Raw genomic sequence first — 26,658 nt, 5'->3', positions numbered from 1 at the left:
AGTGGAAGATTATGCAAGCTCTGTCCGGTCTGGATGCCTCATTCTTATTTCTGGAAACCAATAAAATCCCAATGCACATTGGCGGTGTCGCCATCTTAGAAGGCTCATTGAGCTTTTCAAGCTTCCACGACTTTTTGCAAGAGCGCATCCATTGTGTGCCTCGATTAACTGAAAAACTCATCACCTCTCCACTCAATGTGGATCGTCCTCACTGGAGTCATGACGAAGATTTTGATCTGAACCTTCACATTCATCGCACTGCGCTGCCCCGTCCAGGAGGCTGGTCAGAATTGCGCTACCTGGCTTCGAAAGTATTTTCGCTGAAGCTGGATCGTGACCGTCCTCTTTGGGAGTTCACCTTTGTGGAAGGAATAGACAGCATTCCGCAGGTACCGAAAGGCTCAGTGGCATTAATCTCTAAAATTCATCACTCGGCATTTGATGGCAAATCCGGTGCGCAGTTGATGAGTATGTTATTTGACGTTTCGCCTAAGCCCCGAAAAGTACCGCAGCCCACAGAACGTAAAAAAGAGAAATTGCCCGGCACCATCAGCATGTTGACTCAGGGCGCGTTTAATTTAGCCTCCCGCACCACAAAATTACCTGGCTTGTTATGGGAAACAGGCAAGGCGACAGTTAAAACCAGTTATATCTCAAAGGTTCATGGCATCGATATGCCGACATTACCTTTTACTGCGCCAGCAACACGATTTAACGATATAGCGGGTCCGCAACGAATCTGGGACTCGTCAATTTTGGATCTTGGTCGGGTCAAGGCTATCCGAAAAGCGGTGAAGGATGCCACGTTAAACGATGTGGTACTGGCTATTTGTGCCGGGGGCCTGAGACGCTACCTTCAGGAAAAAGACGAACTTCCGGAAAAACCACTGGTAGCTATGGTGCCGGTTTCCACTCGCTCCAATGATCAACAAAGCGATATGGGAAATCAGGTGACAGCCATGTATATTCAGCTGGCCACCAATGAAGCCGACCCCATTAAACGCCTGGAAACCATCCATATTAATACCATTATCGGTAAGCTTTATCATGAAGCGATTGATGCTGAGAGTTTAATGGGCTTTGCAGAGGTTATCCCCTTTGGACTGGCAGGTGTTGCTGCCCGCTATTACAGCAGAGCCAATATCGCTAAGAAGCACAATCCTATTTTTAACCTGATCATTACCAATGTACCCGGCCCACAAATTCCTCTTTACATGGCGGGACACAAATTACATGTGAATATGGGCACCGCCCCCATCATCGATGGTATGGGTCTCATCATGCCGGTGTTTAGTTACAACGGAACCATTTCTATCAGTGCCACATCTGCCACCAACCTGATGCCAGATATGAACCTGTTTGTGCGATATGTGCGCGAAGCGGCCAACGAGCTTGAAGCCGCCGCCCTGGCGTTATTGGCAGAAACACCCGCCAGCGAACCTATTGCGAAAAACACCACGGATGATGATGGGAACGCTGTTAGTTCTGAGGACGATAATTCAAAGGACAGTCAATAGTGAGTGCACCGCTATTCCGACATACCTTACTGGAAAGCCGCACCGTTCTGGAATTTGCCGCTTCTACCCTGGCATTACCCTTCTTGCTAAAAGCACCATCGGGGAAACATCCGGTTATGGTATTGCCGGGCTTTTTAGCCGGGGATTACTCGACTTTGGCGCTAAGGCAGTTTTTGAAAATGAAAGGCTATCGGAGCTACGGTTGGCAGCAAGGGCGCAATCTGGGCCAGCACATTATTCCTGGTGAAAAAATGATTCGCGAAGATCTACTGGAACGGGTTCTGGCCATTGTTGAATATGAAAAACAGCCCGTCCACCTGATAGGCTGGAGCTTAGGCGGCATCCTTGCTCGGGAAACTGCACGTCTGATGCCGGATATGGTGGCATCAGTGATCAGTCTTGGTAGTCCGTTTAATACACCTGATACTTCAGCACCAATGGCTGCACGAATTTTTAAACGCTTCAACCATAAGCGCATTGGCGCAGACTTTGAGATCCCAGCTAATCTGGCGCAGACGCCACCTGTGCCCTGCACTTCAATTTATTCCCGAAGCGACGGCATCAGCCACTGGCAGGGGTGCCAACAACATGGTAATGAAATGCACTTTGAGAATATTGAGGTCAAAGGCAGCCATTTAGGATTAGGCCACCACCCCACCGTAATTTGGCTTATCGCCCATCGACTCGCAGCCAATGCCAATTATAAAGACCTACGAGAATGGCGTCCGCTGGATATCAGCACCGCTCCAACCTGGCTAGCTGGGAACATAGAAAGCCAGCACAATCACCAATAAATTTGTGCTTTCCGACCTGGTATGCAGATTAACTTTAGATCCCCACTGTTTTAACCCATAATGGTATCTATCTCATTGCCAGCAGGGGGTTGTATGTTACACAGCTTAAACTCACTCGAGGGATACAAGATCATCGGCACCGATGACGAATTGGGTTATTGCAAAGACTTTTTGTTTAATGACGAAAGCTGGAATGTGCATTATATGTTGATTGACACCCATAAATGGCTCCCCGGAGGGAAAAAAGCCCTGGTGCACACCAAGCTGATCCAGAAAATAGATACCAAACAAAAACAGATTCTGCTGCAACTGACCAAACCGGAACTGAAGCAAAGTCCCTCGTTGCTAAGTAACGACCCCATTGCCCGCGCCTATGAAAAAACCTACATGTGCTATTTTGAGTATGCCACCTGGCACGTGGGCCCGGAACCTCTGGACACCTATCTCACAGGCGTTCATCCGGAGCAGGTAAAACTGGTAGGGTCGCCGCATGAACCGGCTTCCGAAAAGAATCACGTCCATTCAGCTAATTTTGTGGAAGACTACGAATTAGAGTCTGACGACAACAAACACGGCCATATCAAGGATTTTGTGTTGAATGAAGACAACTGGGACATCATATTTTTAGCCATTGAAATGAACAAACTACTGGGTCACGAAAACCCAATTTTGCTCAAGCCTTCTGCTTTAGAAACAATTAATTGGCCAAAGCAGAAAGTGTTGGTGAGCCTGACAGCAAAACAAATCAATGAAAGCCCCATCTATCATCCCAGACTACTGCCAGTAGAAGATATTGACGGGCTGGTGTAGCAGCTCGCGAACCAAAAATTGCCACCTCACTATGTTATAAAAAGGCGTTTTCCAGGGAATATTTGACGGCGGTTAAAAACGGGCAATTCAATATCAGAAAGCTCATAAATACGTATAACTTGACGTATACCCAAACTACCTCAAGATACTCGACTTCAGCGGGCGAATAAAAGGATTTAGGCAAGGTAAATTGGAGATGGCATGGTTGTTCTCACGTCGATACAATTTGACGCCGCATAAATGTTTTTAGGCCCCGCCCTTCGGGAGCTTCACAGCGCTTCCATTACGGTGTTGCACTTGTTTGAAAGGTAGCCGACATTCCTTCTCAAGTGCGCCTTGTACTGAAAGCGCTGTGATAGCTCTGAAGCAGGCATCTTGAGGTAGTTTGGGTATATACAGATACATTACATATTCCAAACAATGAAACTCAAAATCGACTAAAGAAGCCACTGACTCCGCGCACCAGCCATTTAGGATATAACCTGGACCACTGCACCAGGGCTTTGTTGTGCAATTTATGCACATAAATGGTGTCCCCCTTCATTACCGCTTTATAAGCATCTTTGACTAATGATTCTGGCGATACTTTCAGAAAACCGGGTACAATTTCTTCCAGACCATTTCCAGCCAACATCATATTGGTTTTTGTAAAACCGGGGCACACACAATGAGTTGTAACATTACTGTATTTTAATTCTTCGCTTAGCGCTTCTGTGAAGGACAATACAAACGCTTTAGAGGCGCCATACAAGGCAAATTTAGGCGTGGGCATAAAACTGGCAATTGATGCCACGTTAACAATTTTGCCATTGTCTCGCGACAACATACCGGGCAAAAACTGGTGAGTCATTCGCACCAAAGCATTGATATTCAGGGTTAACAACTGTTCAAATTTTTCAGGGGTGCTATCGGCAAACTCTTCAACGTACATCAGTCCAGCGTTGTTCACCAGAATATCCACCTGCAAGCCCTTTTCCACCAGAGTCTGCTCTATTGAGTCAGTGGCATCCTGATGGGTAAGATCTTGTGCAATTACCGTAACTTTGGCAGCGTATTCTTTGCGTAAATCCTCAGCCAGACTATTTAATTTTTGTTCGGATCTGGCCACCAATACCAAATCATGGCCTTGTCGCGCAAACTCTTCAGCAAAGCATTTGCCGATACCTTCAGAAGCGCCCGTGATCATAGTTAAGTTGAGTTCTGCATGTATCATGAGGGTTAGTCCATTATGTGTGTTGCTTCTCAGTGTAGGATGCAATCAGCAGATTAGGAATAATTTGGTCCAGAAGAAATATTTATTTTTGCTTAGGTTCATCAAACAGTGAAGACTGGCTGTCCGCCGCAGGCGTATTCTTCTGAGTCTGTTTTTTGCGATACATCACCCGCTTTTTACGCAACTTGCAAGCCGCAATGATTTGCTGTTTCACCGCGTTGTCCACCTGATGCCAATAGACACGCTCATCCCTGCTACGAAAACAGCCCTTGCAATAACCCTTATTGTTAACCTGACACACACCAATACAGGGGCTGGGTATCTCAAAAAATTCCAGTTGCTCCATAATCGTTTTATAGAGCGATTCCGTGTTTTACACAAGATGGATAAATGCACAGTGGTTGTAGCAGTTAATCAGAAATTAATCAGGACAGCCATCCTAAATTTAAAAGTTAACCAGGACAGCCACCTAAAAATAGTGGCTCATCTTTTTCTTTTACTCTTGGGGTTGTTGGCAAAATTTGAGGGGATGATTGGAAATTCAGATTTCTTTGCGGTGTTTTTCTTGTTTAAAAGTGTAGGTGGGTAAAGCTTAGGTAGGGTCATCCCTTACCTGTTGGTAATTCCACTTTATTTCAGTTTGAGGGAGGTTATTGTCACCCAAATAGCCTTATCGCGGTGTTTTTATCCCTGAGTCGTTTTAATTTATGTCGATGCCCGTAAGCTTCCAGGTAGGACTCACTACCTGCGGCATGGTGAAAACAGTCCTCAAATTGAGTAGTGAGTTCTCGCCATTGTTCCGGTTTAAGATTGAGGCGCTGCAAAATGGATGGCGTTGATTCCTGAATAAATCCCTTTTTGTCATGCAGAATAACACGGCCGGTGATATCCACTAGTTCCAGATAGTCGGTTAAATGAAACGGCAAACTATGGCGCATTTCTTCGTTGAAGTTTCCAGCCAGTGGTGATAGGTATTTAGGATTTATACCCCTTTTAGCAGCATTGATGCGGTACTGAATACTGGTGTGGTTCGACTGTTCCGGTGTTTTAGCTATTCCGGCCCTTATAGGGTTTAGATCCACATAAGCCATGCTGGCGGTAAGGGCTGCTTCATCCAGCAAGGCTTGGGACTTGAAGCGGCCTTCCCAGAATCTGCCGGTACACTCATCTTCTTTATTTGCTTCACGGGCAATATATTCATTCAAGGAGCGCATAAACCAACTGACATCGGTTAGACGATGTCGCCAAACATCTACCGTCTCAACAAGGGTGAGCAGTTGTGATTCAGGCATATTTAGTCGCTGTTCAGGGTGCAGGTATTGATGACTCAGCAAAGTGCCTTTATGCAACCGATGCCAACGGTGAATCACTTCTTCGGTATCCCAACTGTCAGATAAATCTTTATGAATGTGCAATACAAGATGAGTGTGATTGCTCATCACCGCATAGGCACATACATCTATGGCGAAAATTTGGGATAAAAAATGAATACGGTCCTGTACCCACTGCCGACGATGTTCATAACTCTTGCCGGTTAACTGGTCTTCACCGCACAAATATGCGCGGCGCACACAACGGGAAACACAATGATAATAGGGCGTATCTTCAAGGCAAATTTGTGCCTTCCTGGCTTTTGGCATGTGGACTCTTCCTGAGTCTGATTAACGGACCTCTACTGTTGCACAATCCTGTGAGTTTGAAAACTGTACTGAAGTACAGTTTTGGTGGCTGTCCTGGTTAATTATAGATTGCCGGGTAAATTTCGCCCACTTATGCGACAATCCAAATAATCTTTTAAACTGAGGTACTTATGAAACAATGGAAAGGGAAATGGATCATCGGAGTAGCTGTATTACACACACTATTTGCATTAGTGAGCTTTGGTCCAAAATATCTTGAGATACTAAAAGCTGGCGTAATCGGCGGTGTCAGTTCACTGGAGACCGCACTGGCAGCATGGTTTTTGTTGTTTGGAGTCTTGCTATTTACTCTGGGACAATCTGTTTATTACCTGGAGCAATCCAATACTAAAATTTCCACTTCATTGGCGGCCTGCTTATTACTACTGACCCTAATTGGTGTTAGTTTAATGCCAGTTTCCGGATTTTGGTTGTTGTTCCCACCCATTATCGCGTTGTTCATCGAAAAAGAATCCCCCCAGTTGCTGTAGAAAGCTAGTTCTTGGCAACTGCAAACCTAAAGTCGCGCCTGAAAAGGCTGAATATTTAGCGGCGCGACTTAATGCTTCGAACCAAAGTACTCAACAGATCATAAATTATTAGTAGTAAGGTGTTTTTGAAGCCAGGCTTTGTAGTGGGGCAGATAGGTGTAACATTCAACCACGTTATAAAGACCTTGCTGCCAATCTGTTGCCTGCGTGTCCTGCCATGAGCTGATGCCTAAGATGTGAGTTTTACCATTGGCGATGATATAGGCGGGCGAGCCACTGTCACCACTACCGCTAACCCCTTCATATTCCAATGCGCCATTATTGGGGGCGTCAAAAGTAAAGCTCATCCATTGGCCACTGACTTTATCCACAATATTCTCTGCCACTCTGAGCTGCAGATCCGAGGGTTTCAGACCTTCAATACCATCTCCGGTATCACCGCGTCCAGCTATGGTTATCTTATCTCCAGCCCTCAACTCGTAGCTAAATAACTCGACTGGCTCAACAGGGTTGCTTGGTGGAGTAACTTTTACCAGCGCAATATCAAATCCAAACTGTTTGTCTCGCCATTTTTCGTGCAGCATCACATCAAGAATCGCTAGTTTTTCACCATTTAATTCGGCCTTATCCGGTTTTTCAAAAATGTTCGCTACATGAGCAGCTGTCAGTACCCAGCCATCTCCAATATATACTCCGGCCCCCACAACAAACGGCTTTCCCTCATGTGGAGTCACAAATGTAACCAAAGCTGATGTGGCCGTGGTTCGGTTTTTATAATGGCTGTCCGGTTTATCATGCCTGACAACGATAGCCTGAGTACTTGTACAAAACAGGATCAGTAAAATCAGTGCGCTCATGTTTCGCATTATTCATACCTTTTTATTTGGCTGGTCAATTGGAACGTCTAAAAATCAAGCAAATTCTATTGACAGGATAAATTACAACTGTAATCATACTCACATATTACAATTGTAATCAATAGTGAATATGAAAATTTCAGAAGCTGAACTTTCCGTCATGCAGGCCATATGGGAACAATCGCCAGTTGATGCAGACACCATAGTGAAACGCCTAAATCAACACCAGGAATGGCATGAGAAAACAGTTAAAACCCTACTTAATCGCCTTGTGAAAAAACAGGCGCTGGGATTCAATAAAGTGGGCCGCCATTACCAATACTTTCCTTTGATATCTGAAGACTCCTATCAGCAAAAAGAAACCCAGAACTTCGTCTCTCGGGTATTTGGTGGTCGGGTTTCGCCTTTATTGGCCGGATTCATTAAACAGTCTGATTTGTCAGCGGAAGATGTTAAGGAATTAAAGCAACTCATTGCCGACCTGGACAAGAATCATGATTGAATGGCTGTATCATCAAACGCTGGTAATCACTGTCTTGGTTGCATTACTGTTACTTTTTCGGCGTTTCATTAGCAATCTGGCAGGTACCGCAGGAAATTACCTCTTGTGGTTGCTAATCCCCATCACCCTGACAATCAATCAATTACCTCTGCCAACAGGTGTCAGTTTCACCAGCAGTTTGGCGGTATATGCCAAGAAACTATACAAACCAGGCCACCAACTGTTGGAGCCTCAAACTGAGCCTTTTTTACTAATATGGTTCTTGGGATTTGTGGTATTTTCGGTTGTCATGCTGGTCAATCACTTGCTGTTTATTTCCTCTCTGGAAAAAAGTAAACCAAAGGAGCGGATACTATCTCGCGGCAGAAATCTGGCTCCCCCTGATACCAAACCACTACCCCGGATTTCAGTTAGTGATCGCATTATTTCGCCATTCCTGGTTGGTATTCTCCGATTTCGGGTCATTGTGCCGACATCATTTTTCAAATTAACCGAGGTCCAACAATCTCTGGTGCTGGAGCACGAATGGGTTCACTACAAGCGCCGCGATATTCTGTGGAATGTTGTGGCGGCATTGATACTCTGTGTATTTTGGTTTAACCCTATTCTGTGGTGGGGTTACCGACAGTTTCGTTTTGATCAGGAGCTGGCCTGTGATGCCACCGTACTAAAAGACAAAGACGTATCCAGCCGCAAAGCCTATCTAACCGCCATGCTGGAACTCGCTATGGCAAAACCAACCCACTCTGTCGCCGCAACGCTGTTTAGTGACAAAAACACCATTAAGGAACGAATAATGAATATCAGCCGGCTAAAAGACCTGCAAAAAAATAAGATGATGGTCCTGATTATAGGCATATGCGCCATCGCAGCAGTAACCATTGTTGGAGTGAATACCGGTGGCGATATCATGGAAACAGAGCTTTCACCGGTTCATCGGGTAGCCCCTGAATATCCGAAAATCGCAGTAGAAGAAAAACTCGAAGGGACAGTTACTCTTGAGGTAAAGGTTGCAGTAGATGGCACGGTATCAGAGGTCAAAGTTATCGAATCAACACCTGAAGAAATTTTTGATTTAGCCGCCGTTACCGCAGTAAAACAATGGCGCTATGACAATCCCACCGGTAAAGACCAAACCGGGCAGTTACAATTACAGTTTGCTCTGTAGCACTGAACAAAGCAATAAGTTGACGCTAAATGGGCCACAATTGTGGCCCATTTTTCTTTATCCAGATTACCAGATCTTAACTCTGTCTTCTGGTGCCAAATACAAGGCATCTTCCGGACTGATATCAAAGGCCTGGTAGAACTCAGGCACATTGCGCACCGCACCATTAGCTCTGAAATGACTGGGGGAATGAGGGTCGGTATCAATCTGATTGCGCAGCGCTTCATCTCGATATTTGTTAGCCCACACCTGACCAAAGCCCAGGAAAACCCTTTGTTCACCGGTGAAACCATCCATTACCGGTGCTTCTTTACCGTCCAGAGATAGCTGGTATGCTTTCAACGCGATACTGATACCGCCAAGGTCACCGATATTTTCTCCCAACGTAAATTCGCCATTAACGAAAACACCTGGCAATGCTTCAAACTGATTGTACTGCTCGATTAATTGCGCTGTGCGATTCTCAAACTCCTGTTTATCCACATCAGTCCACCAGTTGCGCAACACGCCATCACCGTCAAAAGTGCTACCGGAATCGTCAAAGCCGTGGCCAATTTCATGTCCAATAACAGCGCCAATGCCACCGTAATTAACAGCGTCTTCGGCTTCCATATTAAAGAATGGCGGTTGCAGTATTGCCGCCGGGAAAACGATTTCGTTCATGGGTGGATTGTAATAGGCGTTAACCGTTTGTGGGGTCATGGCCCATTCATGTTTTTGCACAGGTCCACTCTGTTTTTCCAACATCTGCTGATACTGAGCTTCGGACGAACGCATCAGGTTGCCATACAGATCGTTAGCATCCACTTTCAGCAATGAGTAATCGCGCCACTTGTCGGGGTAACCAATTTTAGGTGTAAACTTGGACAGTTTATCCAGCGCTTCTTTTTTGGTGTCTTCTGTCATCCAGGTGAGGTTTTTAATGCTGTCTTCATACGCAAGTAGCAGATTCTCTACCAGCTCTTCCATGCGCGCTTTTGCTTCTGGTGGAAAATGCTGCTTAACGTATACCTTGCCAATGATTTCGCCGACATGCGTGTTCAACAAGGTAACGCCACGCCGCCAAAGAGGTCGAGGCTCTTCAACGCCGTATAGGGTTTTACTGTAAAACTCGAAGTTCTGAGCATCAATCTCTTCATTCAGACGAGAAGCTGTAGCATTGACCAATCCCCACTTCAGGAACGTCTTCCAGTCTGCCATCGGTGTTTGCTGGATAATGTCGTTGAGCTGCTGCATATAATCCATTTGCGTCACCACCAGACCATCCAGATTGGATAATTGCGCCTCTTCGAAAAACACATTCCATGGGAAGTCAGGCATCACAGTGGTCAGTTCTGGCAACATCACCTTGTTGTACAAAGCCACCATATTGCGGGTTTCTTCTTTTTTCATGTGATGACCAGCAAGCCTGGTTTCCAGCGCCATAATGGTATTGGCATTCGCTTCGCCATTGCCTAAACCGCTAAGCTCAAACATCTTGGCAATATGGGCCAGATATTTATCGCGGATCTCCTGACTGGCGTCATCCTCTTTAAAATAGTATTCGCGATCTGGTAATCCCAGGCCTGCCTGCCAGCTGTAAATCATATAGGTTTCTGGGTTTTTGAAGTCCACATATTGCCCAATGACAAAAGGTGCACCAAAACCGTACTTGCTGGCCCGCGCAAAATACCTGGCCAGGTCTTCTTGAGATTCAATGGCGTCAATGATAGCCAGTTCATCGGCTAATGGCGTTACGCCCAGCGCGTTACGCTTCTCCATATCCATATAGGAATTATATAAATCCCCTACTTTTTGCTCGTCGCTCCCTTGCGCAAAATCACCTTCTGCTGAGGCATTGATAATTTCCAATACCTTTTCCTGTGCTTCATCACGCAAAATACCGAAACCGCCGTAACTGGCTTTGTCAGCCGGGATCTCAGTTTTGTCATACCAGGTGCCGTTCACGTAGCGGAAAAAATCATCGCCGGGCTTAACACTGGTATCCATATTCTCCAGATAAATACCAGAGCTATAGGCTTGTTCGGCCGCCGCTTTTTGTGCCTGAGGCTGTTCTGACGATGCGTTTTCCTGTGGCGCTTTGCTGCAACCCGCAGCAGTGAGGCCCAGTGCCACCGCGACACTTAATGCCAGCATGTTTAGCTTTTTCATGGTGTTCCTTAATTATTGTTTTCTGTCAGTTGTGCAGTGTACTTTCAGCCACTCGTCATAGCAAAGCCATTCAGTAACATTTTATTGACATCTCTATCGAGAGGCCGGCGTCTGCTAACAAGGTCCCATAGGATAAAACAGGTTTACCTACCAATCTCTTGCATATCGGGGGAGAAACTTGGTGTTAAAAGAATTTGAAAAAGCACATAAATAAAATGAGAAAGTATCAATGCCTGAAATATCAAATATGAGGCATTATCAGGAGGTTATTTTTTAAGTGGACTTTTTTTCAATAACCCGTACATATCAGTGGTGTCTGTACCAATCAGACTGTCGAGCTTGTTACTGCATGAGTCACACAACCCGGTTTCAGAGGGCAACATTTTTTTATTGCAATTGGTACAGCGGGTTTTATCACTGAACCGGGGAGAACCTTTCGACAAATCCAAAAACACGATAACTTAAACAGGTTGTTGAGAATACTGAAAATATATCCCAATCCAAACCTACAACTAAGTGAGTGATTACAACTACACCTCGTAAGATATTTCGGACATTTATGTGAGATTTAAGAATAAGTATTCAAAAGGTAATAAATTTATGCGAATATGTAGATTCTTATCCTTTTTGCAGTATTTTTATGGAAAGAACCTCTTCTCCACTCGTTACCCCTAAATCCACTGAATGCCTCAACGAATTGTCACTTGAACTAGGCTGTATGATTATCTTAACGTTTGTGTTGGGGATAGCTACAGGTTTGCTGATTTGGGCGGTAAACGTCACGGATTTCGTTCAGGTAAACAACACATCTATAATGTTAACTTTTTTTGCATCAACGTTAATGATCGCCCTGTATTTTTACATTAGCTACGCCCGCGCTATCTTCAAAAGTCTTAAAAGTTCCACAGTCAGAACAAGCTAAGCAATTAGCCCGTTTTGGATGTGCCTGCTCGTGTTGACCAATATGACTCCACATTCAGGTACAAAACAGCCAGAACCGCGCCTGCGATAAAGTAATCTGAAAGGAACAGGTAGCTTTGCCCCTGCAGTGCTTCAAGCACCGCCATAACAAAGCAATACAAGACATTAAACAGAATGATTAATTGCCCAAAGGATTTTAGTTTTTTCACTGGTTGCCCTATTAACGCGCTCAACACAGCTTAATATTATCAATCTCCGACTTTTTATATTAGGGATAAAAAGTACAGTTTTACACCTGCCCAGAAACCAAAAAGGCCGCTTGCGCGACCTTCTTCAAATTAAGTAAGTTACTTACTAATTACTTCTTCTTTTTTGCCTTGGGGTTTGGCAAATCAGTGATAGAACCTTCGTAAATTTCAGCCGCAAGGCCGATAGATTCGTTCAGCGTTGGGTGAGCATGGATAGTTAATGCGATATCTTCCGCATCTGCACCCATTTCAACCGCAAGGCCGATTTCGCCCAGCATTTCACCGGCGTTGATACCGATCATAGCACCACCTAAAACGCGATGTGTGTCTTTGTCGAAGATCAACTTAGTCATACCTTCGGTACGACCAGATGCAATCGCACGACCAGAAGCCGCCCACGGGAACGTCGCAGTTTCTACTTTTAAGCCCTGCTCTTTAGCTTCTTTCTCGGTAACACCTACCCAGGCAACTTCCGGATCAGTATAAGCCACTGAAGGAATGCAGCGCGGATCAAAGTAATGCTTCATACCAGAGATAACTTCGGCAGCCACATGGCCTTCATGCACAGCTTTGTGAGCCAACATAGGTTGTCCAACCAGGTCACCAATGGCATAGATATTATTTACATTGGTACGCAGTTGTTTATCAACGTTAATAAAGCCACGATCATCAACGTTTACACCGGCTTTATCAGCGTCAACCAGCTTGCCATTAGGACGACGGCCAACGGCTACCAACACTTTGTCGTAACGCACTGGCTCTTTAGGTGCCTGCTTACCTTCAAAGGTAACATATAAGCCGTCATCTTTAGCTTCTACAGCAGTCACTTTGGTTTCCAGCATTACGTTGAACTTATCTTTAACGTACTTCTGATAAACCTTGATAATATCTTTGTCAGCAGCAGGGATAAGCTGGTCAAGGAATTCAACCACGTCAATTTCGCTACCCAGAGCACGATATACCGTACCCATTTCCAGACCGATGATACCGCCACCTAAAACCAACATCTTGCCTGGGATGTCTTGCATCTCCAGCGCACCAGTTGAATCGATTACGCGAGGATCATCATGTGGAATGAATGGCAAAGTAACCGGCTCAGAACCTGCGGCAATAATGGCATTGTCAAAGTTAATTGTGGTCACACCGTCTTTACCGTCAACCACCAGAGTGTTGCTACCAGTGAACTTGCCATAACCCTGAACGTGTTTAACTTTACGCATTTTAGACATGCCAGACAGACCTTTTGTAAGCTGTCCGATAACACTGTCTTTCCAGCCGCGAACCTTATCCAGATCGATTTGAGGCTCGCCAAAAGTCACACCATGAGCGGCCATTTCTTTGGCATCATCAATTACTTTCGCAACGTGCAACAAGGCTTTAGAAGGGATACAGCCCACGTTCAGACAAACACCACCCAGGGTGTCGCGCGCGTCTACAAGAATGGTTTCGATGCCTAAGTCTGCCGCACGGAATGCTGCAGAGTAACCGCCTGGACCGGCGCCCAGCACTACCAGCTGAGTTTTAATTTCGCTCATGATGACCTCAAAATTGTGTATTTGGTTGTTCTATCTTGTTCTGCTGCATTAACTGAGGGCAGCAAATAACTCATTGTTCTTGTGGCCTTTCGCCCTTTTTCAATGAGGCTTAAGCCATAATTCGGGTACAAACGCCGCAAGTGTAAACAGCAAATGCCATAAAGGCAAAGGCAGGAAGTAATTCCTGCCAATTTCTGTTTACATAACCAGGCGACGAATGTCGCTAAGCACTTCTGACAGATGCACTGCAAAGCGGGCCGCTAAAGCACCGTCGATAACCCGGTGGTCGTAAGACAAAGATAATGGCAAGGTTAACCTTGGCTCAAACTCTTTACCATTCCACTTGGGTTTCATCTCGCTTTTCGATACACCCAATATGGCGACTTCTGGCGCATTTACAATAGGTGTAAACGCGGTTCCGCCAATTCCACCCAGGCTGGATATAGTGAAACATCCACCCTGCATGTCAGCGGCCTTCAATTTACCATCTCGGGCTTTTTGACTAATTTCCATTAGTTCGCGCGAAATTTCGATCACACCTTTTTTGTCCACATCACGCACTACCGGTACTACCAAACCATTAGGGGTGTCTACCGCAATACCAATATGCACGTATTTTTTCAGCACCAGGGCTTCACCCGACTCTGACAGAGAGGAGTTAAAGGTTGGGTATTCCAACAACGCACTTGCCGCCGCTTTCATGATGAACACCAGCGGTGTGATTTTCACGCCCAGCTTTCTTTTCTCATTGATAGCATTCTGCTCTTTGCGGAAGGCTTCCAAATCAGTGATATCCGCATCTTCAAATTGCGTAACATGTGGGATAGTTACCCAGTTGCGGTGCAGATTTGGACCAGAAATTTTCTGGATACGGGTTAATGGTTGCTCTTCAATTTCACCAAACTTGCTGAAATCGACTTTTGGCTGTGCCAGCACCTGTAAACCACCCGCGCCAGATGCTGTTGAGCTGGCTGCATTGGCTTTAGGACGAGACAATTCATACTTCACATAAGACTGAACATCTTCTTTCAGAATACGACCTTTGCGTCCGGAGCCTGAAACCTGAGTCAGATCAACGCCAAACTCACGCGCTAAACGGCGAATTGAGGGCGAAGCATAGACACTACCTGACTTCGGCTTTTCACCGGCAGATGGATGATGTGGTACTGGTGGCGCTTTAGGCGCAGGAGACGCTGGTGACGGAGCCGGAGCTTCGGCTTTTGCCGCAGGAGCAGACTCACTTTTTGCAGCAGGTGCTTCGCCAGCCACTTCCAGCATGATCACCGGTGAACCTTTGCTCACCTTATCACCGGTTTTCACCAGCATTTCTTTCACCACGCCGGCTTTAGGCGAAGGTACATCCATGGTGGCTTTATCGGTTTCCAGGGTGATTAAGCCGGTTTCGGCATCAATACTATCACCGACACTAACCAGCACTTCGATAACGTCAACATCTGAAGCATCACCAATATCCGGCACTGCAACTTCAATTACGCTACTTCCGGAAGCTGCGGCCGCTGGCTCAGATTCCGCTTCAGGTGCAGGTGCTACAGCAGACTCTTCACTGGCAGAGCCACCGTCGCTGGTTTCTAACAACAACACCAGGCTGCCTTGAGATACCTTATCACCTACATTAATTTTTAGTTCTTTCACTACACCAGCTTTGGGCGACGGTACATCCATGGTGGCTTTGTCGGTTTCCAGTGTGATCAGGCCATCTTCGGCCTCAACGCTGTCGCCAGCTTTCACCAGCAGTTCAATCACATCAACATCGGAAGCATCACCAATGTCAGGTACTGTTACCTCAATGACACTACCACCTGAAGCGGGTTTAGCAGCTTCTTCAGGTTCGCTTTTTTCTGCTTCTGCAGGAGCTGGAGCTGGCTTTTGTTCTGCCTTCTCCGACGATTCTTCTGATTTAGCATCTTCTGAATCCGCTGATTCCATTTTCATGATCAGCTTGTCCTGACCGACCTTATCGCCAACAGCCACCAAAATTTCAGTGATTTTTCCGGCAAAAGGAGCAGGAATATCCATGCTGGCTTTATCACTTTCTACAGTGATAAGCGAATCCTCAGCTTCAACGCTGTCGCCAACGCTGACACAAACTTCAATTACTTCGACTTCTTCACCGCCCACATCCGGGACTAAAACATCATTGCTCATTGCTATTCTCCCGTTTGTTTACGCGTACAGCGGATTAATTTTGTCAGAGGAAATACCAAACTTGTCGATAGCACCTGTGACTACTTTCGCGTCTATCTCGCCCGCTTTAAGCAACTCGGACAAGGCCGCCAGCACCACGAATTTCGCGTCAACTTCAAAGTGGTTACGCAGGTTGGCACGACTGTCTGAACGACCGAAGCCGTCGGTGCCCAATACTTTGTAAGCGCCAGGTACATAAGCGCGAATCTGCTCAGCAAAGGATTTCATGTAATCCGTCGCGGCAATAGTTGGGCCTTTGGCACCGGCTTCCAATACTTCAGTAACGTACGCTTTTTTCGGCTCAGCAGTTGGATTTAGCATGTTTAGGCGTTCAACGTCCTGTCCGTCACGGCCAAGATTGTTGAAAGAGGTCACACTATACACTTCTGATGTAACACCAAAGTCTTCCGCCAGCATGGTGGCCGCTTCGCGCACCTGCTCCAGGATAGTGCCACAACCTAACAGCTTAACTGACAATTTAGATTTCTTAGCTTCCACAGTATCCAGCTTGTAGATACCTTTGACTATGCCTTCCTCGACACCGTCTGGCATCGCTGGTTGTACATAGTTTTCGTTCATTACAGTAATGTAATAGAACACGTTTTCCTGTTCCTGGAACATGCGACGCATACCGTCCTGCACCACCACAGCCACTTCGTAACCATAAGTCGGGTCGTAAGTAACACAGTTAGGAATAGTATTCGCCTGAACATGGGAATGACCATCCTGATGCTGCAAACCTTCACCATTTAGCGTGGTACGGCCAGCCGTGCCACCCACCAGGAAACCACGGGCCTGAGAATCACCAGCCGCCCATGCCAGGTCGCCAATACGTTGGAAACCAAACATGGAGTAGTAAATATAAACCGGGATCATTGGCAGGTCGTTGATAGAATAAGACGTACCTGCGGCTAACCAGGAAGCCATGGAGCCTAGTTCGTTAATACCTTCCTGCAGTACCTGGCCTTTTTTGTCTTCGCGGTAATAAGCAACCTGATCAGAATCCTGAGGCTCGTATTTCTGCCCTTCGTGAGCATAAATACCCACCTGACGGAACAAACCTTCCATACCAAAAGTTCGAGCTTCATCAGGAATAATCGGCACTACACGCTTGCCTACTTTTTTGTCTTTCAACATGGCGGTAAGAACACGCACAAACGCCATGGTAGTAGAAATTTCGCGACCACTGGAGCCTTTAAGAACGGCGTCAAAAGCACTCAATGGCGGCGCTTCAAGTGTTTCTGAGCTTTGCGGTAAGCGCTTGGGCATGTAGCCGTTCAACGACTCGCGACGGGCGCGCAGATAGCGCATTTCTTCGCTGTCCTCAGCGAATTTATAGTAAGGCAGATCAGCCAGTTGTTCATCGGCCACAGGAATATTAAAGCGATCGCGGTATTCTTTGATTGCTCCTGTATCCATTTTCTTCACGTTGTGGGCGATGTTTTTACCTTCGCCAGCTGTACCCATGCCGTAACCTTTTACGGTTTTAGCCAGGATCACCTGAGGGCGGCCTTTGGTCTTAGTCGCCTTGTCATAAGCCGCGTACACTTTAACCGGATCGTGACCACCGCGGTTCAGACGCCAAATGTCATCATCAGACATGTTGGCTACCATTTCTTTTAATTCAGGATATTTTCCGAAGAATTTCTCACGAGTGTAGGCGCCACCTTTGGCTTTGAAGTTCTGATATTCACCGTCAACGGTTTCCATCATCAGATCCATCAATTTACCGGAAGTATCACGAGCTAACAGTGGATCCCAATAACGGCCCCAAATCACTTTGATGACTTCCCAGCCGGCACCGCGGAATGTGCCTTCCAGTTCCTGAATGATCTTGCCGTTACCACGTACCGGTCCATCCAGACGCTGCAGGTTACAGTTGATAACAAAAGTCAGGTTATCCAGGCCTTCGCGAGCGGCCAGACCAATAGCACCCAGGGATTCAGGCTCATCAACTTCACCATCTCCCATAAAGCACCATACACGCTGGTCAGAACAGTCTTTTAAACCACGGTCAGTTAAATATTGTAGGAATCGCGCCAGATAGATGGCCTGCATCGGACCAAGGCCCATAGATACTGTTGGGAATTGCCAATAGTCCGGCATCAGTTTCGGGTGCGGATAAGAAGACAAGCCTTCACCGTTCGCTTCCTGGCGGAAGTTATTTAGCTGATCTTCGGTTAAACGACCTTCTATATAAGAACGCGCATAAATACCCGGAGCTGAGTGGCCCTGCACAAACAGGTAATCGCCGCCGCCATTTTCACCAGGCGCACGGAAAAAGTGGTTAAAGCCGACATCATAAAGCATCGCTGAAGATTGGAAGCTGGAGATATGACCGCCTAGTTCCAAATCCTTTTTAGAGCCTCTCAATACCATCATCATGGCATTCCAACGGATCACGTTACGGATCTTGGTTTCCATCGTCTGGTCGCCCGGCATTGTGGGTTCCTGACCCGCCGGAATGGTATTGATGTACGCGGTAGTGGACTTGTGTGGTAAATGAACGCCACTGCGGCGTGCTTTATCAATCAAAGATTCCAGCAGGAAATGAGCGCGATCTGCGCCTTCTTCTTCCATTACTGCATTGAGTGCGTCTAACCATTCTTGCGTTTCTTGTGGATCCAAGTCTGGTTGCATCGTATCAGCCATGCTGTGTTCCTATGTTTGTCGTTTTAACCTGAGTAAGCCCAAACTTGTTGGTTCTTACCATAATAAAAAGGATGAACTTCACAATTCATCCCGTAATCTAATGTGAGCGCTCGCCCCCAACCTCAATACGGCGCAATGCGCGCTGCATTTGAGTGTCTTCTGAATTAATTTCCAGAAGTGTTTTTTCGATAAAAGCCAGATGCTCATTACTGGCTTGTCTGGCCAGCTCCGGATTACCGGATACTATCGCGGCTACAATCTGTTTGCGCTGCTGATGAATCTGTCGATATTCGTCTGGCCGCTTGCGCAACAAGGCCAGGTTACCTTCAATGTTGTCTTTTAACACATCCAGTAAATTACCCATGATGTGCAGCAATACAACATTGTGAGATCCCTTAGCCATACACAAATAAAATTCCACCAGCGATTCAGCCTGGTTTTCAACACAATCGTCTTTGTAAGCCACTTCGGTGCGCGTCAGCGCCTGATTCAACGCCAAAAAGTCGCCTTCATCACCGCGCAATGCCGCATAATACGCAGCCATACCTTCCAGAGCATGCCTGAACTCCAGTAAGTCAAACTGACTCTCCGGATAGGTAGCAATAAGTTGCATCAATGGATCAGTTACCTTAGGCGCTAATTTATCGCTTACCCAGGTACCGCCACCTTGTTTGCGCAACAGTAACCCCTTCGCTTCCAGTTTTTGTATCGCCTCTCTAAGCGACGGCCTGGAAACATTAAACTCTTCAGCCAGTTGACGCTCCGGAGGCAGTTTTTGACCGGCCAGGAACTGGCCTTCCAACAACATGGCTTCCAATCGCTCAACGATAATGTCAGACAATTTTTTATTTTGAATTTTTTGCATCTGCTTCTGCTGGGTCGAATTAAATCAACCTTAATTTTTCAGCTCAATAAATAGGTAAATTGGTCTTACCAATTTATGAAGGATATCGAATATGACTCGTCAGGTAAAGCCAATACAGCCTTCGGATTACATAGTTGTAGTCGCTAAATGCCAAAAAGGCCACGTATTACGTGGCCTTTTTAAGGTTATCGATGCTGGTCTGACCTCGAATTTTTAAGCTCAGCTAATCCAACCACCGAGGGTAAGAACTGCGGTAACAGCCAGTAATAGCATCATATTTCGCTTTGCAAGGCGCAACATTGTGCAGGGTTCTTCGGTGCAATCCTGATCATCTGCTTCAACTTCTTCGCTGGATTTTGCCACCTGAGTAACGATTTCTTTTGCACTGATCGTGATATCCAACAAGTATCTGGAAAACGCTTTAACACCTTGCGTAAAGTGCCCCACCAGAAGGAAACCACAGGCCGAAAGACGCGCCGGAATCCAATCCAATATTGTCAGCACTCTGCCTGCGGCATTGCGCGCTGGTTCATCAGGCGACTGGCTTTCCACTATTCTGGCCGTCAGATAAAGTACCGCTCCGGTGCCACCCAAAATCAAAAACCACACAGCAATGGCAAAGTAGTAACGGAAATTAATCCACACCATATGCTGTCCAAAGGATGTGCCGGATTCAGGGGTATATTTTAGCTCTTCGGAAAATAAATCTCGGGCGGCAAAATCACCACGATTAGAAGCTTGTAGATAGCCTTTGTACTTATCTCGGATATGAGGACAACCAACCGCAACAAATAAAATCGCCAGGTTACACAGTAAAATCAATAAGGAACTATCCAGGTACTGGAACAGTGCCCAAAACAACATAGTTGGCAGTGCTACCGCCAGATAGATTTGCCAGGGCTTTCCGGGGGAATATAACCAGTCATTGGATTTCAAAAAATCCAGATAAGGCAGCATATAGGTTTCGCTGCGCCAGATATCCGATTTAGTGGTTACTCTGTCCAGCGCAAGCACAAGCAATAAACTGATGAGGGTCATATATTTTCTCTTGTTATTTTTCCAAAGCCTGGCGGTAATAACCCCAATCGAAGGCTTCTCCTGGATCGGTTTTTCGGCCAAAGGCAATATCATTATGCCCTACTATACGCCCTAAGTTAATCTCTGGATATTGGACCATTAGCGCTTTTGTCAGTTGTATCAGGGTCTGATATTGCTGTGCAGTATAGGGGATATTATCTGTCCCTTCCATTTCCACGCCAATACTAAAATCGTTGCAACGACTTTGCCCCTGAAACACCGACACACCGGCGTGCCACGCCCGTTCATGAAAGGACACGAACTGGCAAATATTCCCGTTGCGCTCGATAAAACAATGGGCAGAAACCCGCATTTGATAGATTTGTTGGAAAAACTCGTGTTCTTTTGGCTCCAGTTCTCCCATAAAAAATGGGGGAACAAAACCCTTTCCAAATTCACCCGGTGGCAGGCTGATATTGTGGATCACCAATAATGACGGAGTTATTTGTTCGGGTCTGGCATCACAATGGCTTGTTTTGTAATGTTTTACATCCTCAATCCAGCCATCAGTAATTTTCAATGTTTTGCTCTCCACTATTTTAAGCTCAACAATTATTACACGTTTTTTTTGGAAAAAAGCCACGGGTTTGGTAATTTCTGAAAACGACTTCCTGATAGTTAACGGAGCATGCCATTGTCTGGTGAAAGTAATAACAGTACCTCTAAATTCGGCACTACTATGTTTATTCTGGCCTGGGTTGCGGGTCTGGTGCTGGTGAGCGTACTTTTTGAAGATACCTTAATGGCGCAATTTAACCCTAACGAAACGCCCGAGGCACGCTACGAAAATGGCAAACCTACAGTGGTACTCAAGCGCAACCGATATGGCCACTATGTGGCGACGGGTCTGATTAATCAACAGGAAGTGGTGTTTTTAGTAGATACCGGTGCCACCAATGTTTCCATTCCAGCAAGCATTGCTGAACAACTGAATCTGAAAGCTGGTGCGCCCGCCAGAAGTCAGACCGCCAACGGTACGGTAACCGTCTACCGCACCCGGATCCCCTCATTACAGATAGGCAATATTGTTTTAAACAACGTGACCGGAAATATCAATCCCGGTATGGAGGGCCCGGAAATTTTATTGGGTATGAGCGTACTTAAACAGTTAGAATTCACCCAACGTGAAGACATATTGACCCTTCGTGCGTTATAATTTCTGCTCCCGTTAAGACTAGACCTAAGCGTTTCGATGTTTTACCGGGACTTATCCACCCCTATCTGCGACTTTATTTATCGGTAACGCCATGAGCCAAATGCAATCTTTACTAAAAGAAGAAATTTATCACTCAGTCATCACCAGCCTGTGTCAGGATTTAGGATTGTCTGTCACTGAGCTATTCAAACAAGGCATACCCGATGCAGAAAAGGCAAAACAGCTTTTACGTACAGCATTATCGTTGGATGTAACGGCAAGCCTGATTGAACCTCAGGAACAAGCCAGCGCTAAAGTGATTTGCAAGGAAGACTGTATATTTGTCGGTAAAGATTGGGTGGTTACTACTTTTGAGCTTTTGTCTGACGATATGACCCTGACATGGCACACTGAAGATGGTCAAAAACATCAAGCGGGCGAAGTGCTTTTTGAACTACAAGGCAATACCAGAGCCATTTTAACCGGAGAACGTACCGCCCTTAATTTTGCTCAAACCTTGTCAGCTACCGCAACCACGGTAAATCATTACGCTTCCATATTAAGTGGCTACAACACGCAAATTCTGGATACCCGGAAAACCATACCCGCTATGCGCTATGGTCAAAAGTATGCAGTAACCTGCGGCGGTGGTGCTAATCACAGAGTTGGCTTATACGACCGCTTTCTCATCAAAGAAAATCACATTATGGGATGTGGCTCCATTGCCGCCGCCATCCAAAAAGCCAGACAAATGCGTGATGATATTTTGGTGGAGGTTGAAGTAGAGTCGCTAGTGGAGTTAGACCAAGCTCTGGATGCCGGTGCTGATATCATTATGCTGGATAATTTCAGCCTTAGCGATGTCGAAACCGCCGTTAAGCGCAACAATGGGCAATGTAAACTGGAAGTGTCAGGCAATGTTGAAGCCTCACGGTTATTGGAAATAGCTAAAACCGGGGTAGATTTTATCTCTTCAGGAGCCATCACCAAAAATATTCGTGCTATAGATCTATCTTTAAGACTCAATAATTAAGTTTGTCCCTCTGATTAGCGCAAAATAGTTGTGAACAACTTCACAACTGTGCCGCTTTTTCGGGCAAAAAAGTCACGTTTGAGAATCAGTTATCAAAATATATGCTTTATCAAGCGGTTTTTTGTGTCTAATCTTGTCAATACAAACTAAATAGCAGAAAGCGAAACTTGCCCATTGCAAATTGCCTTCTATACTGAGTTTGGAAAGTTGTCTTTTTGTTGTAAATTCAATGAATAGCGACTTAACTAAAGAGCGTGTTGCTCTTTGCTGTACGAAATTTGTTCTAGATATAAGCGCTTTAATCGCGGAACAGTCCTACAGGCCTAGTGGTGCTAAGTCAAGGGACTGTGACAAAGAGTAAAGCGCTTATATGACGAACCCTTCGGGTAGCGCCTGTGTGCAAAATTGTACAGCAAAGATCAACACGCTCTGATATGACTGCTAACAACAATGCCGCATGATTGCGCAACTGGAGATAGAAAATGAATCAAGTCAAAAACAACCAAAAAGGTTTTACATTGATAGAACTGATGATTGTTGTCGCAATTATCGGTATCCTGGCAGCGATTGCCCTACCTGCATACCAGAGCTACTCTGCACGTGCTTCCTATAGTGAAGTCATTTCCGCAGCTAGCCCTGCGAAAACTGCAGTTGAAGTCTGTGTGCAAACTGGTTCACCAGCAGATTGCTCAGGCCTGACAGTACAGTCTGGTTGGACTGCATCGGCACTGGTGAACACTATTGCCTTCGGTGGTAGTGAAGCTGACGGTTACACCATTACAGTCACGCCTGCAGCTGGCGAGGTATCAGGTGTAACAGCGGCAGAAACTTATGTTCTGACGGGTACCGTTGCAAATGGTGCAGTAACCTGGGCACAATCCGGTGGTTGCCAGGCAGCTGGTTTATGCTAAGCCTCTCATAATTAGAGAAAAGCCCGGTGAAAACTGGGCTTTTTACGTTAGAGCGTATTGTACCTTCATTTCGTAACAGGATACTCCACATAAGATTATGGCAGCAAAAGAAGCAGGTAAAATTGAATTCGTCTGGTCCGGGAAAAACAAAAAAGGACAGACCATCAAAGGTGAATTCGTTGCTGATTCGCTCAATGAAGCAAAATCCATTTTGCGCCGTCGTGGGATCTCCGTTTCCAAGATAAAAAAAGCCCCCAAACCACTATTGGGTGGTGCCAAAATAGAAGCCCTGGATATTTGCAATGTGTCCAGACAAATAGCCACTATGCTTACCGCCGGCGTAACACTTATTCAAACCCTGGAAATGATAGGTCAGGGACATGATAAAGCCCCGATGCGCAAGATGCTGGGCCATATTACTGCCGAAGTACAATCCGGTAACCCGCTGTCTTCCTCACTAAGAAAATATCCGGATTATTTTGACGACCTGTACTGCGACCTGGTGAAAACCGGCGAACAATCCGGTGCGTTAGAAGATATTTACGATCGCATCGCCACTTATAAAGAAAAAGCCGAGGCCCTGAAGTCTAAAATTAAAAAGGCCATGTTTTATCCGGTAGCGGTAGTGGTCGTTGCCTTTGTAGTAACCACAATCCTGTTAATATTCGTGGTACCTCAGTTCGAAGAGATCTTCGCCGGGTTTGGTGCTGAGTTACCGGCCTTTACGCAGTTTGTCTTAAACATATCCAATTTCGTGCAGAACAACGGCCCCTTTATCGCTGCCGGTATGTTCATCTTTGCGGTACTGTTTAAGCGCGCTTACAAGAACTCTCAAAAACTCCGGGATAAACTTGACGCACGACTACTGAAAGTACCGGTTATCGGAGAAATACTGGTTAAAGCTTCTATCGCCCGCTTTACCCGCACCTTATCTACCACCTTTGCCGCAGGTGTGCCCCTCATTGAAGCGTTGGAATCAGCGGCAGGAGCAGCTGGCAACGCAGTGTATCGCGATGCAATACGCTATATGAAATCTGAAGTATCCGGGGGGGAACAGATGAATATAGCGATGCGCTCCACTAACGTATTCCCTCCGATGGTGGTGCAAATGGTCGCCATCGGCGAAGAGTCAGGTTCGGTTGATGCTATGCTGGGTAAGATTGCTACCATTTACGAACGCGAAGTCGATGATATGGTTGACGGCCTTACATCGCTGTTAGAACCCATTATCATGGCTGTACTTGGCGTGGTCATTGGCGGACTCATCGTCGCCATGTATTTACCTATATTCCAACTGGGTATGGTGGTGTAAACTCTGCCCCTCATCTCCAAGAAGAAAAATAACAATGGAAAACCTGTTACTCGTATTTGATGTCTACCCCTGGCTGTTCTATCTAGTAGTATTGTTTGTTGGTTTGACAGTGGGCAGCTTTCTGAATGTCGTTATCTATCGCTTACCCGTAATGATGGAGCGGGATTTCAAATGTGCCTGCGAAGAGCATTTTGAAACGACGATGGCCACATCGGATAAAGCCTCACTACCCGAAAGATTTAATCTGGCTGTTCCCGCCTCAACCTGCCCATCCTGCGGCCACAAGATTCGCGCATGGGAAAATATTCCGGTGCTAAGCTGGCTCTGGCTTAAAGCTAAATGCAGCCAATGTCAGACCCCTATTTCGGCACGCTATCCTTCCATTGAAGCACTGACTGGCTTGTTATCCGTTGTACTTGCCATACATTTTGGGCCCAGCCAACAGCTGCTATTTGCATTAGTATTCTTGTGGAGCTTAATTGCTCTGACCTTTATTGATATCGACACCATGCTATTGCCTGACCAGATCACCCTGCCCCTGATGTGGCTGGGTTTATTGCTCAGTCTCAACAATACCTTTATCAGTACAAGCGACGCATTACTGGGGGCCGCTTTGGGTTACATCAGTTTGTGGAGTGTCTATTGGGCATTTAAATTACTCACCGGCAAAGAAGGCATGGGCTATGGGGATTTTAAACTGCTTGCCGCACTAGGAGCCTGGACCGGTTACAGTTACTTACCCGTAATTATCATTTTATCCTCGTTTGTGGGCGCGATTATTGGCATTTTGATGATGCTAACTAAACAGACAGAAAAAGGTCAGGCGATTCCTTTTGGTCCCTATCTGGCCATCGCCGGGCTTATCACCTTTTTTTATGGTGAGGCAATCGTTAACTTTTACTGGCAGATGATACTCTGATGAGTGGTTTTATTGTTGGCCTCACTGGCGGAATAGGTTCGGGGAAAACGACGGTGTCGGATATGTTTGCAAAGCACTACAATATCGACGTGATAGATGCCGATGTTATTGCTCGTGAAGTTGTAGAACCGGGAACACCAGCATTAAAAGCAATTCAGGAAAAGTTTGGCTCTGAGGTACTCACTGCGAATGGCCAACTAAACAGAGCACAATTGCGACAAGAAGTATTCAGTAATACAGAGCTTAAAAACTGGCTAAACCAGCTATTACATCCGCTGATCAGAGCTGAGATGCTAGCTCAATGTCGCGCAGCCGAATCCAACTATGCCATTTTGTCTATTCCTTTACTGGTGGAAAACCAGTTGCAAGCATTGGCGCACCGGGTTTTGGTGGTGGATTGCTCAGAAGAAACGCAATTGCACAGAGCAAGTCAACGTGACGGGGTTGGAGAAGCGCAAATAAAAAGTATAATGCAGGCACAGGCTGGCAGAAATGAGCGACTGGCACTTGCCGACGATGTGGTTGTTAACGATGGCGACATCGAGCAATTACAGCTTCAGGTTGCCACTTTGCACAATAAGTATTTAACTTTGGCGCAGGCTTCAGATAGCGTCGACAATAAACCATAGCAAGTAATAACCCATAGTAACCGATTTGAGCAGA

24 protein-coding genes are annotated in these 26,658 nt (G+C 46.0%); 12 read left to right on the top strand and 12 right to left on the bottom strand.

What is annotated here, in order from left to right:
* Positions 1-11: 11 nt before the first annotated feature.
* From ACXAD8_RS21820 to ACXAD8_RS21810, 3 genes are all read left to right on the top strand, one after another.
* Positions 12-1,517, top strand: a complete 1,506-nt coding sequence (locus tag ACXAD8_RS21820; protein ID WP_475232415.1) for a WS/DGAT/MGAT family O-acyltransferase — start codon at positions 12-14, stop codon at positions 1,515-1,517.
* Positions 1,517-2,311, top strand: a complete 795-nt coding sequence (locus tag ACXAD8_RS21815; RefSeq protein WP_475232413.1) for an esterase/lipase family protein — start codon at positions 1,517-1,519, stop codon at positions 2,309-2,311. The genes ACXAD8_RS21820 and ACXAD8_RS21815 overlap by 1 nt, the downstream gene beginning before the upstream one ends.
* A gap of 93 nt (positions 2,312-2,404) precedes the next feature.
* Positions 2,405-3,121, top strand: coding sequence for a hypothetical protein (locus ACXAD8_RS21810; RefSeq protein WP_475232412.1), 717 nt, complete (start codon positions 2,405-2,407; stop codon positions 3,119-3,121).
* Between the two features lie 427 nt (positions 3,122-3,548).
* Here ACXAD8_RS21810 and ACXAD8_RS21805 read toward each other — a convergent pair whose 3' ends face one another.
* The 3 genes from ACXAD8_RS21805 to ACXAD8_RS21795 all read right to left on the bottom strand — a co-directional run bounded on the left by ACXAD8_RS21805 (position 3,549) and on the right by ACXAD8_RS21795 (position 5,974).
* Positions 3,549-4,334: an SDR family NAD(P)-dependent oxidoreductase gene (locus ACXAD8_RS21805; RefSeq protein ID WP_475232410.1), complete on the bottom strand. Its 786-nt coding sequence runs from the start codon at positions 4,332-4,334 to the stop codon at positions 3,549-3,551.
* An 82-nt stretch (positions 4,335-4,416) separates the two neighbouring features.
* On the bottom strand, positions 4,417-4,680 hold the full coding sequence (locus tag ACXAD8_RS21800; RefSeq protein WP_475232409.1) for a DUF1289 domain-containing protein: 264 nt from the start codon (positions 4,678-4,680) through the stop codon (positions 4,417-4,419).
* Positions 4,681-4,990: 310 nt separating this feature from the next.
* On the bottom strand, positions 4,991-5,974 hold the full coding sequence (locus ACXAD8_RS21795) for a transposase (RefSeq protein ID WP_475232407.1): 984 nt from the start codon (positions 5,972-5,974) through the stop codon (positions 4,991-4,993).
* Between the two features lie 170 nt (positions 5,975-6,144).
* Here ACXAD8_RS21795 and ACXAD8_RS21790 point away from each other — a divergent pair, with 170 nt between their 5' ends.
* Entirely contained in the window at positions 6,145-6,504 is a 360-nt protein-coding gene (locus ACXAD8_RS21790) for a DUF6463 family protein (protein WP_475232405.1), read from the top strand.
* A 98-nt stretch (positions 6,505-6,602) separates the two neighbouring features.
* On the opposite strand, the gene ACXAD8_RS21785 is transcribed toward ACXAD8_RS21790, so the two are convergent.
* Positions 6,603-7,370, bottom strand: a complete 768-nt coding sequence (locus ACXAD8_RS21785; protein ID WP_475232403.1) for a trypsin-like serine protease — start codon at positions 7,368-7,370, stop codon at positions 6,603-6,605.
* A gap of 121 nt (positions 7,371-7,491) precedes the next feature.
* Between ACXAD8_RS21785 and ACXAD8_RS21780 the strand changes: the two genes are divergently transcribed.
* Positions 7,492-7,863, top strand: a complete 372-nt coding sequence (locus tag ACXAD8_RS21780) for a BlaI/MecI/CopY family transcriptional regulator (RefSeq protein WP_475232402.1) — start codon at positions 7,492-7,494, stop codon at positions 7,861-7,863.
* Positions 7,856-9,031 (top strand): M56 family metallopeptidase, encoded by a 1,176-nt coding sequence (locus tag ACXAD8_RS21775; RefSeq protein WP_475232400.1) that lies wholly within the window; start codon positions 7,856-7,858, stop codon positions 9,029-9,031. Before ACXAD8_RS21780 ends, ACXAD8_RS21775 begins: the two co-directional genes overlap by 8 nt.
* 66 nt (positions 9,032-9,097) lie before the next feature.
* On the opposite strand, the gene ACXAD8_RS21770 is transcribed toward ACXAD8_RS21775, so the two are convergent.
* The 8 genes from ACXAD8_RS21770 to ampD all read right to left on the bottom strand — a co-directional run bounded on the left by ACXAD8_RS21770 (position 9,098) and on the right by ampD (position 21,205).
* Entirely contained in the window at positions 9,098-11,182 is a 2,085-nt protein-coding gene (locus tag ACXAD8_RS21770) for a M13 family metallopeptidase (RefSeq protein ID WP_475232398.1), read from the bottom strand.
* A gap of 926 nt (positions 11,183-12,108) precedes the next feature.
* Complete coding sequence (locus ACXAD8_RS21765; protein ID WP_475232397.1) at positions 12,109-12,312, bottom strand: hypothetical protein; 204 nt, start codon at positions 12,310-12,312, stop codon at positions 12,109-12,111.
* 149 nt (positions 12,313-12,461) lie between these two features.
* A complete protein-coding gene (lpdA, locus tag ACXAD8_RS21760) occupies positions 12,462-13,886 on the bottom strand; it encodes a dihydrolipoyl dehydrogenase (RefSeq protein ID WP_475232395.1) in 1,425 nt (474 codons plus the stop codon).
* Between the two features lie 198 nt (positions 13,887-14,084).
* Positions 14,085-16,058 carry a pyruvate dehydrogenase complex dihydrolipoyllysine-residue acetyltransferase gene (aceF, locus tag ACXAD8_RS21755; RefSeq protein WP_475233056.1) on the bottom strand — a complete coding sequence of 658 codons (1,974 nt, stop codon included), beginning with the start codon at positions 16,056-16,058 and terminating at the stop codon, positions 14,085-14,087.
* Positions 16,059-16,070: 12 nt separating this feature from the next.
* Positions 16,071-18,743, bottom strand: coding sequence for a pyruvate dehydrogenase (acetyl-transferring), homodimeric type (gene aceE / locus ACXAD8_RS21750; protein WP_475232394.1), 2,673 nt, complete (start codon positions 18,741-18,743; stop codon positions 16,071-16,073).
* A gap of 97 nt (positions 18,744-18,840) precedes the next feature.
* Complete coding sequence (gene pdhR / locus ACXAD8_RS21745; RefSeq protein ID WP_475232392.1) at positions 18,841-19,608, bottom strand: pyruvate dehydrogenase complex transcriptional repressor PdhR; 768 nt, start codon at positions 19,606-19,608, stop codon at positions 18,841-18,843.
* A 219-nt stretch (positions 19,609-19,827) separates the two neighbouring features.
* Positions 19,828-20,646, bottom strand: a complete 819-nt coding sequence (ampE, locus tag ACXAD8_RS21740) for a regulatory signaling modulator protein AmpE (RefSeq protein ID WP_475232390.1) — start codon at positions 20,644-20,646, stop codon at positions 19,828-19,830.
* Positions 20,647-20,659: 13 nt separating this feature from the next.
* The gene (gene ampD / locus ACXAD8_RS21735) at positions 20,660-21,205 is read right to left on the bottom strand and encodes a 1,6-anhydro-N-acetylmuramyl-L-alanine amidase AmpD (protein ID WP_475232388.1); all 546 of its coding nucleotides are present in this window, start codon (positions 21,203-21,205) and stop codon (positions 20,660-20,662) included.
* Positions 21,206-21,313: 108 nt separating this feature from the next.
* On the opposite strand from ampD, the gene ACXAD8_RS21730 reads away from it, so the two are divergent.
* The 6 genes from ACXAD8_RS21730 to coaE all read left to right on the top strand — a co-directional run bounded on the left by ACXAD8_RS21730 (position 21,314) and on the right by coaE (position 26,624).
* Positions 21,314-21,841 carry a retropepsin-like aspartic protease family protein gene (locus tag ACXAD8_RS21730; RefSeq protein ID WP_475232386.1) on the top strand — a complete coding sequence of 176 codons (528 nt, stop codon included), beginning with the start codon at positions 21,314-21,316 and terminating at the stop codon, positions 21,839-21,841.
* A 91-nt stretch (positions 21,842-21,932) separates the two neighbouring features.
* Positions 21,933-22,853, top strand: coding sequence for a carboxylating nicotinate-nucleotide diphosphorylase (gene nadC / locus ACXAD8_RS21725; protein WP_475232384.1), 921 nt, complete (start codon positions 21,933-21,935; stop codon positions 22,851-22,853).
* A gap of 482 nt (positions 22,854-23,335) precedes the next feature.
* Positions 23,336-23,764 carry a pilin gene (locus ACXAD8_RS21720; protein ID WP_475232382.1) on the top strand — a complete coding sequence of 143 codons (429 nt, stop codon included), beginning with the start codon at positions 23,336-23,338 and terminating at the stop codon, positions 23,762-23,764.
* A gap of 97 nt (positions 23,765-23,861) precedes the next feature.
* Positions 23,862-25,076, top strand: a complete 1,215-nt coding sequence (locus tag ACXAD8_RS21715; protein WP_475232380.1) for a type II secretion system F family protein — start codon at positions 23,862-23,864, stop codon at positions 25,074-25,076.
* 34 nt (positions 25,077-25,110) lie between these two features.
* Positions 25,111-25,995 carry a prepilin peptidase gene (locus tag ACXAD8_RS21710; protein WP_475232378.1) on the top strand — a complete coding sequence of 295 codons (885 nt, stop codon included), beginning with the start codon at positions 25,111-25,113 and terminating at the stop codon, positions 25,993-25,995.
* Positions 25,995-26,624 carry a dephospho-CoA kinase gene (gene coaE / locus ACXAD8_RS21705; protein WP_475232376.1) on the top strand — a complete coding sequence of 210 codons (630 nt, stop codon included), beginning with the start codon at positions 25,995-25,997 and terminating at the stop codon, positions 26,622-26,624. Before ACXAD8_RS21710 ends, coaE begins: the two co-directional genes overlap by 1 nt.
* Positions 26,625-26,658 lie beyond the last annotated feature (34 nt).

The sequence above is a fragment of the Planctobacterium sp. AWH2_060 genome (assembly GCF_056158425.1).
Note: the sequence above shows the minus strand (reverse complement) of the source record. Positions and strands in the feature narration are given on the sequence as shown.

Excerpts from the sequence above, each read along its gene's own strand:
- ACXAD8_RS21820 (WP_475232415.1), top strand. The coding sequence starts at position 12 with ATGCAAGCTCTGTCCGGTCTGGATGCCTCATTCTTATTTCTGGAAACC.
- ACXAD8_RS21810 (WP_475232412.1), top strand. The coding sequence starts at position 2,405 with ATGTTACACAGCTTAAACTCACTCGAGGGATACAAGATCATCGGCACC.
- ACXAD8_RS21805 (WP_475232410.1), bottom strand. The coding sequence starts at position 4,334 with ATGATACATGCAGAACTCAACTTAACTATGATCACGGGCGCTTCTGAA.
- ACXAD8_RS21800 (WP_475232409.1), bottom strand. The coding sequence starts at position 4,680 with ATGGAGCAACTGGAATTTTTTGAGATACCCAGCCCCTGTATTGGTGTG.
- ACXAD8_RS21795 (WP_475232407.1), bottom strand. The coding sequence starts at position 5,974 with ATGCCAAAAGCCAGGAAGGCACAAATTTGCCTTGAAGATACGCCCTAT.
- ACXAD8_RS21790 (WP_475232405.1), top strand. The coding sequence starts at position 6,145 with ATGAAACAATGGAAAGGGAAATGGATCATCGGAGTAGCTGTATTACAC.
- ACXAD8_RS21785 (WP_475232403.1), bottom strand. The coding sequence starts at position 7,370 with ATGCGAAACATGAGCGCACTGATTTTACTGATCCTGTTTTGTACAAGT.
- ACXAD8_RS21780 (WP_475232402.1), top strand. The coding sequence starts at position 7,492 with ATGAAAATTTCAGAAGCTGAACTTTCCGTCATGCAGGCCATATGGGAA.
- ACXAD8_RS21775 (WP_475232400.1), top strand. The coding sequence starts at position 7,856 with ATGATTGAATGGCTGTATCATCAAACGCTGGTAATCACTGTCTTGGTT.
- ACXAD8_RS21770 (WP_475232398.1), bottom strand. The coding sequence starts at position 11,182 with ATGAAAAAGCTAAACATGCTGGCATTAAGTGTCGCGGTGGCACTGGGC.
- lpdA (WP_475232395.1), bottom strand. The coding sequence starts at position 13,886 with ATGAGCGAAATTAAAACTCAGCTGGTAGTGCTGGGCGCCGGTCCAGGC.
- aceE (WP_475232394.1), bottom strand. The coding sequence starts at position 18,743 with ATGGCTGATACGATGCAACCAGACTTGGATCCACAAGAAACGCAAGAA.
- pdhR (WP_475232392.1), bottom strand. The coding sequence starts at position 19,608 with ATGCAAAAAATTCAAAATAAAAAATTGTCTGACATTATCGTTGAGCGA.
- ampE (WP_475232390.1), bottom strand. The coding sequence starts at position 20,646 with ATGACCCTCATCAGTTTATTGCTTGTGCTTGCGCTGGACAGAGTAACC.
- ACXAD8_RS21730 (WP_475232386.1), top strand. The coding sequence starts at position 21,314 with ATGCCATTGTCTGGTGAAAGTAATAACAGTACCTCTAAATTCGGCACT.
- nadC (WP_475232384.1), top strand. The coding sequence starts at position 21,933 with ATGAGCCAAATGCAATCTTTACTAAAAGAAGAAATTTATCACTCAGTC.
- ACXAD8_RS21720 (WP_475232382.1), top strand. The coding sequence starts at position 23,336 with ATGAATCAAGTCAAAAACAACCAAAAAGGTTTTACATTGATAGAACTG.
- ACXAD8_RS21715 (WP_475232380.1), top strand. The coding sequence starts at position 23,862 with ATGGCAGCAAAAGAAGCAGGTAAAATTGAATTCGTCTGGTCCGGGAAA.
- ACXAD8_RS21710 (WP_475232378.1), top strand. The coding sequence starts at position 25,111 with ATGGAAAACCTGTTACTCGTATTTGATGTCTACCCCTGGCTGTTCTAT.
- coaE (WP_475232376.1), top strand. The coding sequence starts at position 25,995 with ATGAGTGGTTTTATTGTTGGCCTCACTGGCGGAATAGGTTCGGGGAAA.